The sequence below is a fragment of the Mycobacterium sp. TH-M82 genome (assembly GCF_057473605.1).
Window position 1 is genome coordinate 1 of the sequence record NZ_JBYCKY010000722.1, and the last position, 7,276, is coordinate 7,276.

At 68.7% G+C, this 7,276-nt stretch carries 6 protein-coding genes and 2 pseudogenes; 4 read left to right on the forward strand and 4 right to left on the reverse strand.

Features of this window, described 5'->3' with window-relative positions; genetic code table 11:
* On the forward strand, positions 1–94 hold a 94-nt coding region (locus tag AC2VON_RS20980), incomplete at its 5' end, for a phosphotriesterase family protein (protein ID WP_486954647.1).
* A 3-nt stretch (positions 95–97) separates the two neighbouring features.
* On the opposite strand, the gene AC2VON_RS20985 is transcribed toward AC2VON_RS20980, so the two are convergent.
* Positions 98–1,291 carry an acyltransferase family protein gene (locus tag AC2VON_RS20985; RefSeq protein ID WP_486954642.1) on the reverse strand — a complete coding sequence of 398 codons (1,194 nt, stop codon included), beginning with the start codon at positions 1,289–1,291 and terminating at the stop codon, positions 98–100.
* 159 nt (positions 1,292–1,450) lie between these two features.
* On the opposite strand from AC2VON_RS20985, the gene pgfA reads away from it, so the two are divergent.
* Together pgfA and AC2VON_RS20995 are read left to right on the forward strand one after the other, a co-directional pair.
* Positions 1,451–2,722: a cell envelope lipid trafficking protein PgfA gene (gene pgfA, locus AC2VON_RS20990; RefSeq protein WP_486954643.1), complete on the forward strand. Its 1,272-nt coding sequence runs from the start codon at positions 1,451–1,453 to the stop codon at positions 2,720–2,722.
* Between the two features lie 16 nt (positions 2,723–2,738).
* Positions 2,739–4,457, forward strand: coding sequence for an MmpA family trehalose lipid delivery protein (locus AC2VON_RS20995; protein WP_486954644.1), 1,719 nt, complete (start codon positions 2,739–2,741; stop codon positions 4,455–4,457).
* Here the strand turns inward: AC2VON_RS20995 and AC2VON_RS21000 are convergent.
* Both AC2VON_RS21000 and AC2VON_RS21005 read right to left on the reverse strand, forming a co-directional pair.
* Positions 4,454–4,651: pseudogene (locus AC2VON_RS21000) on the reverse strand (thiol-disulfide oxidoreductase DCC family protein); the annotation flags it as partial. The gene AC2VON_RS20995 and the pseudogene AC2VON_RS21000 sit on opposite strands and share 4 nt — an antisense overlap.
* Before the next feature lie 4 nt (positions 4,652–4,655).
* Entirely contained in the window at positions 4,656–5,810 is a 1,155-nt protein-coding gene (locus AC2VON_RS21005; RefSeq protein ID WP_486954645.1) for a glycosyltransferase family 4 protein, read from the reverse strand.
* 99 nt (positions 5,811–5,909) lie between these two features.
* On the opposite strand from AC2VON_RS21005, the pseudogene AC2VON_RS21010 reads away from it, so the two are divergent.
* Positions 5,910–6,671: pseudogene (locus AC2VON_RS21010) on the forward strand (class I SAM-dependent methyltransferase); the annotation flags it as partial.
* Between the two features lie 38 nt (positions 6,672–6,709).
* Here AC2VON_RS21010 and AC2VON_RS21015 read toward each other — a convergent pair.
* Positions 6,710–7,126, reverse strand: a complete 417-nt coding sequence (locus tag AC2VON_RS21015; protein ID WP_486954646.1) for a type II toxin-antitoxin system VapC family toxin — start codon at positions 7,124–7,126, stop codon at positions 6,710–6,712.
* Positions 7,127–7,276 lie beyond the last annotated feature (150 nt).

Consider the following 7,276-nt stretch of genomic DNA (forward strand, 5'->3'; position numbering starts at 1 on the left):
TGCGCTGAAAGAGCGCGGCGTCACCGACGAGCAGCTGCGCACCATGCTGGTCGACAATCCGCGAAAGATCTTCGAAAACCAGGGCGGCTACTGACGCTCACACCGGCAGCGGCTGCGGCCGGTCGGGCGCAGGCAAGCTCCGAGGGTGCTGGTGTTGCTGGGACTCCCAGCCGCGCAACGCCTCCCGGCACGGCTGTTCGACCAGCGCATAGCTCACCGCTGATATCGCGACGGTGAAGACCAATGTCAACGCCAGCACGACACCCATGTCAGCCATGTCACCGCTGAACGCGAACCGTCCGATCACCGGGAATACCATGTCCAGCGCCGCCAGATGCCAGATGAACAACCCGTATGACCAGCGGCCCAACGTCACCATCGGGGCGCTGGCCAACAACCGGTGCGAGGTATCGGGGCGATCCAGCACCAGCGGTGCCAGCAGCGCCCATGCGAGCAAGCCGCCCATCGCGGTCCGCACGATGAACTGGCTGACGGTTGCCGCGGTCAACCCTTCCGGACCGGCCAGCGGCGACGCGGCCACCAGGTAGGCGCCCAAAGCCAACACCGCCATCAGCACCCGCCGGCGTGCCAGTCGGTGCGCCCAGCCGGGCGGGCTGACGGTCCACTCAGCCAGCAGCATCCCCGCGCCGAACCAACACCCGTAGGCCGGCGCCCAGTTCAGCGGGTTCACCCCGTAGGGGGTGTGCATCGGGATCAAGCCCCAACCCAGACTCAACAACGCCACCGCCGCGATCACCGGCACCCGCGCACGCATCGGCAACCGTCGTGCCGAGAGCGCCAGCAGCGGCAGTGCGATGTAGAAGCTCACCTCCACCGCCAGGCTCCACATCTGCGTCAGTCCCGGTGTCAGCGTCAGGGGTACGTATATCTGGGTCAACGTCAGGTTAGCCAGCCACACGGCCAAACTGGCCTGGTCGGCGTCGGGTAGCAACGCCAGGATCACCACCACCGCCACCAGGTAGGCCGGCATGATCCGGACCACCCGCGACCGGAGATAGTGCCTGGTCGGTGGTGGTTTCCTCAGCCCCCGGGCCGCTGCAGCGTGACCGCGCCACAGCAAGAACCCGCTCAAAGCGAAGAAGACGGCGACGGCCATGTCGAAGCGGCCGAAAAGCCGGCCGGTGACGCCGCTGGAGTGGCCGGTCTGGAATGCGACGTGGGTGATGATGACACCGACGGCGGCGCAGGCGCGCATACCCTCTACGGCCGGCAGAAAGCTGCGGGTACCGCGGGTAGTGCCCACCTGCTGGCCGGCACCGGTGCGGGACATGCAGACAGTCTGCCGGTTTTACGAAGCCCTATGCCCCGCAACACCCGATTCGTGTTGGAGGTGCTCGTCGGCATACCGTTCGGCATACCCTAGTGCCTTTAATTTCTGCTGTTAGGGTCGAACAGGTTTCGGTGGGGCCAGCGAGGAGGACACGGCAACGTGAACCGAGCAGTCATGCTGCGTACAGCGGCATGCGCGATCATGGGTCTCGGGGCCGCCCTGCTGATCGCCGCGCTGCTGCTGTTCACCTACACCGCCGGCAAGATCGCCAAGATTCCACTGGATATCGATACCACCCTCGTCAGTGACGGCAGCGGTACCGCTCTCGACCCGGACTCGTTGACGAGTCAGCACGCCGTCATCGACATGGACGTGCCGCTGGTGTCGCAGCAGCAGATCACTGTGGAGTCGCCCGCCAACGCCGACGTCGTGACGCTGGAGGCCGGCACCTCGGTCCGGCGCGCCGACATGCAGAAAGACACCGGCCTGCTGTTGGCTATCGTGGACACCGTCACACTCAATCGGCGCACCGCGATGGCCGTCTCGGATGACACCCGGCCCGGCGGCGCCGTCCAGAAACCGCGTAAGTTCGACGACGACAGCCCACCAACCAACATCGCCTTGCCGCACGAGGGGTTGTCATACCGGTTCCCCTTCTACACCAAGAAGATGTCCTACCCGTACTTCGACCCCATCGCGCAGCAGGCGTTCGACGCCAATTATCAGGGCGAGGACGACATCAACGGGTTGAGGACCTATCGGTTCACCCAGAACGTCGGCTACGACGCCGACGGCAACCTGGCCGAACCGGTGAAGTACCCCTCGCTGTACGGCCACGACGAGGACAGCGAGATCACCGCACCCGCGGCGGTGTGGGCACTGGAGGGCGACCCGGATACGCAGATCACGATGACCCGCTACTACGCCGCACAGCGGACCTTCTGGGTGGATCCGGTCTCCGGAACCATCGTCAAGACCAAGCTGCACGCCAACCACTACTTCGCCCGTGACCCGCTGAAACCGGAAGCCACCTTGGCCGACTACACGGTCACCAGCAACGAGGACACCGTCGAAGCCCAGGTCGACTCGGCCCGCAACGAACGTGACCGGGTGGCGCTGTGGTCCCGTATCCTGCCGATCACCTTCACCGCAGCCGGCCTGATCAGCTTGATCGGTGGTGCGCTACTCGGCTGGTTCGGCCTGTCAACCGAGTCCGTGTTGATCGACCCCGGCTTAGACACCGCCGATCATGGCTTTTTCGATGGCTTCTTCGTCGGTTTCGGCCGGAAGACGGCCGCAGCAGAACCGGAGTCCGGGGCTGAGGCCCAGACCGAAAAGTTACCCACCCGCCCGGGCCCTGGCCGCGATGTGGCCCCACCCCGCGCCGGCCCGGCCGGTCACGGCACACCGGATCCGCCCGATCAGCCGTAGCGAGGAGGCTGCTTCGGTGCGTCGTCCGGTGTTCCGCTGGACCGCGCCGGGATACGCGCTGGCGCTGACCTTGCTGGTGCTGGCACCGCTGGTCCGGCCCGGCTACCTGCTGCTGCGCGACGCGGTGTCCACACCACGGTCGTATCTGTCCGACGGCGCACTCGGGTTGGCCGGGTCGGCGCCCAGGGCAGTGCCGCAGGACTTTGCGGTGGCATTGGCCTCGCACCTGATCGACGGCGCTATCGTCGTGAAGGCGTTGCTGGCCGCGGGGCTGTGGCTGGCCGGTTGCGGTGCGGCCCGACTGGCCGCGACGGTATTGCCGCAGGCCGGGGTGGGAGGCCAGTTGGTCGCCGTCACGCTGGCGATGTGGAACCCCTACGTCGCGGAACGGTTGCTGCAGGGCCATTGGAGCCTGCTGGTCGGTTACGGCTGCCTGCCGTGGGTGGCAACGGCGATGCTGGCGTTGCGGTCCATTGGCCGGCGGGCGCTGTTCGCGTTGGTGTTTCCGATGGCGTTGGCCGGGCTGACGCCGACCGGACTGATCCTGGCGACGACGGTGGCACTGGCCTGCGTGGCGGCCCCCGGGACCGGCTGGCCACGCCTGCGCTGTGCCGCCACCGTCCTCGTGGTCGCAATGGTCGCGGCGCTGCCCTGGTTGGCGGCACTGATGCTAGGGCCGCTGAGCTCGTCGTCCACCCGATCCGGAATTCCCGGGGTCACCGTGTTCGCGGCCCGGGCCGAGCCTGGCCTGGGCACCCTGGGCAGCCTCGCCGGCCTCGGCGGGATCTGGAACGCCGGGGCTGTACCACTCTCGCGGACAACACTTCTCGCCCTGCTGGCGACATTGGTGCTGGTGGGTGTGGTGGTGGCCGGGCTACCGGTGGTGCTCCGGGTGTCGGCAGCGGTGCCGCTGCTCGCGCTGGCGGCGGTGGCGGTGCTGGTTTTCGCGGCACTGGCCACCGGCCCGGGGCTGGCGGTGCTGCGCATGCTGCTCGAAGCCGCACCGGGTTTGGGTGTGTTGCGCGACGGGCAGAAGTGGGTGGCCCTGGCGGTGCCCGGCTACACACTGGCCGGTGCGGGTGCCGTCGTGGTCCTGCGGCGCTGGCTGCGGCCCGCGACAGCAGCGTTGGCCTGCTGCGTCGCGCTGATCGCGGCGCTGCCCGATCTTTCCGCCGGCGTGTGCGGACGGATCAAGCCGGTGCACTATCCGCCCGGGTGGCCGTCGGTGGCAGCAGCGATCAACGCCGACCCGCGCACCATCGCGGTGCTGCCCGCCGACGGCATGCGTCGGTTCTCCTGGTCTGGACCGGCACCGGTGCTTGATCCGCTGCCGCGGTGGGTCCGCGCCGAGGTGCTCAGCACCGGCGACCTGACGATCTCCGGGCACACCGTGCCCGGCGAGGAAGCGCAGGCCCGCGCGGTGCAGGCACTGTTGCTGGCCGGCTCCGATCCCGCCGCGCTGGCCCGCACCGGGGTGGGCTGGGTGGTTGTCGAGTCAGGCACCGATGGCGAGATAGGCGCGGCAGCCGCTACTTTGCAGCGGCTGCCGGTGGCTTACCACGACGCAGATCTGACCCTGTACCGAGCCGATGGCAATACGCCGCGCGCATCGCCGGTCCGGCGGCGGGTCTCGGTGCTGGCCCACCTTGCCTGGCTGATGCTGCTGACTCTGGGGATGGCGGGGACGGCGCTCGGGTCGTGTCGACGACGCAAGCACCCGTCGGGATCGGCTTAAGTTTCCAGGAAACGGGCCCGCACTTCGGAAGCGGGCAGCGGGCAGGTGTCGTAGGTGCCGAAGACCCGGTAGCGGACAGCCGCGAACCGGTCGTAGAGCCAGTCGCGCAGCTGCGCGGGAATCACGCGGGCTAGCAGCAACACCCGCCAGGGCCCGCCGAGATAGCGGGCGACGCGCAACCCCGCGGCCGACCGGTGGTTACACCACGCCGCTGACGTGTTTTCCGGCCCGCACCGACTCCAGCACGCTACGCATCGCGGCGGCGCTCTGCCGCCAGGAGAATTCGCTGCTGCGGGCTTGGGCCTTGCTGCCGAGCTGACTGCGCAGGACCTCATCGCCGAGGATCTGCCCGAGGCGGCTGACCAGCTCGCGGTGGTCATCGACGAGAATCCCGGTCACCCCGTCGACAATCGAGTCGGCCAGCCCGCCTGATGACCGGTAGCCGATGGTCGGCACCCCATGTTGGCCGGCCTCGATGACCGCCAGCCCCCAGCCCTCCTTGCGCGACGGCAGCAGGTGCACCCAGGCTCGTTGCACCACATGGTGTTTGGTCACATCATCGACGTGGCCGTGGAAGGTCACCGCGTCGGTGACACCCAGCCGCGCGGCATGGTCGATTAGTCGTTGCCGCCACCAACCGCCGCCGACGACGTCGAGGTGCAGCCCCGGAACCCGGACCCGCAGGGCGGCCAGCGCTGCCAGTGCATCTTCGATCTGCTTGTGCGGCACCAGCCGTGACAGCACCACGACCCGCGGCGACGGCGCCCGCGGACCGGACAGTGTCTGCGCGGGTGCCTGGTCGAGACCGTTGCGCACCACCGCGATCCGTTCGCTGTCCACACCCAGGTCGATCAGGTCGCGCGCCGACGGCAGTGACACCGTCACGTACTGGTTACGCCGATTCAGCCACGGCGACAACCGCGACTCCATGAACCACCCGATCCGGCTCAGCACCGGCCCGGCGACCGGCCACTGCTCCCGGTGGCAGTGGTGCACCAGCACCGCGACCCGACGCCCGTAGAGCAGCCGGGCTAGAAACGGCAACCCGTTCTGGGTGTCGATGACCACGTCAGGCCGTGCCCGGCGCAGCGGGCCGATCCCGATCCGCGCGGCGGCCATCGCCGCCAGCGCCCACAGGTACACCGTGTAGCGGCCCCCGGCCCGGCTGATCCGCACCCCGTCGACGACCTCGCTGCAGGGTGCACCGGGATAGCGGGCGGTGCGCAGCGTAACCGCGACGCCGGCCGCGACCAGTTCGGCCCCGATGCGCTGCAGATAGGTTTCGCTGCCGCCGCCCTGCGGATGCCCGGTATCACGCCAGCACAGCAGCAGGACCGCGCGCACCCCAGACATCGGGCTACAGCCTAACGGCAGCCTCATGGCCCCGCTTGCGCTCGTCGAGGCCGCGGTGGCGGGTCAGAGCCTTCGCACACGGCTGCGTAGGGTGGCTGCGTGAGCGTGGCCGACGTTTTCGCCCGGCGGGCGACGCTGCCCCGCTCGCTGCGGCTGCTGGGGCGGTTCCGCCACGAGCAGCGTGAACCTGCGCGCTTCTACACCGCCCTAGCCGAAGATACCGTTGCGATGGTCACCGACCTGTGGCGAGCGACGCACGGCAACGTGCCAGCCGGGCGCACCCTGCTCGACGTCGGCGGCGGGCCAGGATACTTCGCGGCGGCGTTCGCCGACGCCGGCATCCGCTACATCGGTGTCGAGCCCGACCCGGCCGAGATGCATGCCGCCGATCCCGCGCACACGGGCGGCTCGGCCACATTCGTGCGGGCTTCGGGGATGGCGCTGCCGTTCGCCGACGACAGCGTCGATATCTGCCTGTCGTCCAACGTCGCCGAACACGTGCCGCGGCCCTGGCGGCTCGGCGACGAGATGCTGCGGGTGACCAGGCCGGGTGGTCTGGTGGTGCTGTCCTACACCGTGTGGCTGGGTCCGTTCGGCGGCCACGAGCTGGGCCTGACCCACTACCTGGGCGGAGCCCGCGCCGCGGCACGCTACAGCCGAAAGCACGGTCATCCGGCCAAAAACAACTACGGGTCGTCGCTGTTCGCGGTCTCGGTGGCCGACGGCCTGGACTGGGCGAGAAGGACTGGCCACGTGGTTGCCGCTTTCCCCCGGTATCACCCGCGATGGGCGTGGTGGCTGACCTCGGTGCCGGTGCTGCGCGAGTTCTTGGTGAGCAACCTGGTGCTGGTCCTGCAACCGGCCCGACCGAATACACCTTCTACGTGGCGCGCCCGGGTCTACGTTCCGTCGACTGCGCCCGGCGATGCGGTGGCGAGGCCAACCGCACGGCAGCCGTGCAGCAAGCGATGGTCGTAGGTGACGAACACGGTCAACTCCGGTTTGATACGGACTGCGCAGGCAAGGTGAATCGCGTCGAGAGAGCGCAGAGCAGCCGGGCCGACCGTTTCGGCCAGCGCGATCACCGGTTCGGTGAGCGGGAGGATATCGAGCCCGTCGAGCAGGTAACGGGCGCGCTCGACTTGGCCGAGTTGACCGTATCTGACGACGGCTCTGATCAACTCGACCCGGCCGATCACGCTGACCGCCGCGGATTCGCCCCGGTCGCCTTGCTCGACGAGCCACTCACGAAGCGCGGGCGTCTCCGGCTCGGCGACGAGCAGCTTCGTCAGGGCCGAGGTGTCCAGATAGATCACTGCTCGTCGCGCATCTCACGCAGAACCTCGGACAGACTGCGCTTATGGTCCCCCGCTGGCGCGGCGATGACGTCGAGCAGGTTCTGTGGACGGCGAGCAGGGATCAGGGCGCCCGATTCGATCAGCGCATCACGGGAACGCACCACACCC